The following is a 573-nucleotide window of genomic DNA, read 5'->3' as shown; positions in this document are numbered from 1 at the left end:
GGAGCGCGGACCCGTTCTCATCCTGTTGGATGTCGATGGCATGGGGCGTGCCGTCCGTTGGTATGAGCATTCCCTTCATGATGGGGCCTTCTTTCTCTATCGCTGGTTTTCATGGGTCGAGGCGTCGGGCGTGTGGGCGTCGAGTGCGCGGGAGGAGTCCCGTGCGCTCTTGGCCTCCCCGCTGAGGCTCACGGATTCCTTCTGCCCGGCTGTGCCGTCACGTTGGGCGAGCATGTCGTGCTCGTACCGGTCGATGTCCTGCATGGTGAGCCAGTCCGGTTTCTCGGGGAGCTTGTCGTAGAGTTCCCGCATCTTGGAGACCTGTGCCTCGATGTTTCCGGCCCACAGGTTCTTCTGGGCAGCCGTCATGTCCATGCCGAAGTCCACGCACGCGCCGAGGTAGTAGTCGCAGTCGGACTTCAACCGGTCGAGGAGCTGGTAGTCATAGGTGGATGGCTCTTCGGGGCCGGGCGCGGGGGTCGGTTCCTCTCCGACGGCGGGTTGCAGTGTCTCCTTGGCGGTGTTGAGCCAGTCGGTCACGTTTTGCAGGTCGGTGCCTGCCACGGTCCATGA

At 63.2% G+C, this 573-nt stretch carries 1 protein-coding gene; it reads right to left on the bottom strand.

Features of this window, described 5'->3' with window-relative positions; translation table 11 throughout:
• Positions 1 to 96: 96 nt before the first annotated feature.
• On the bottom strand, positions 97 to 573 hold a 477-nt coding region (locus tag B5G37_RS15475), incomplete at its 5' end, for an LPD11 domain-containing protein (RefSeq protein WP_343229718.1).

This window comes from Pseudoflavonifractor sp. An85 (genome assembly GCF_002161235.1).
Lineage (GTDB): Bacteria > Bacillota > Clostridia > Oscillospirales > Oscillospiraceae > Enterenecus.
The sequence above is the reverse complement of the archived record's forward strand: the minus strand, read 5'-3'. Positions and strand labels throughout refer to the sequence as shown.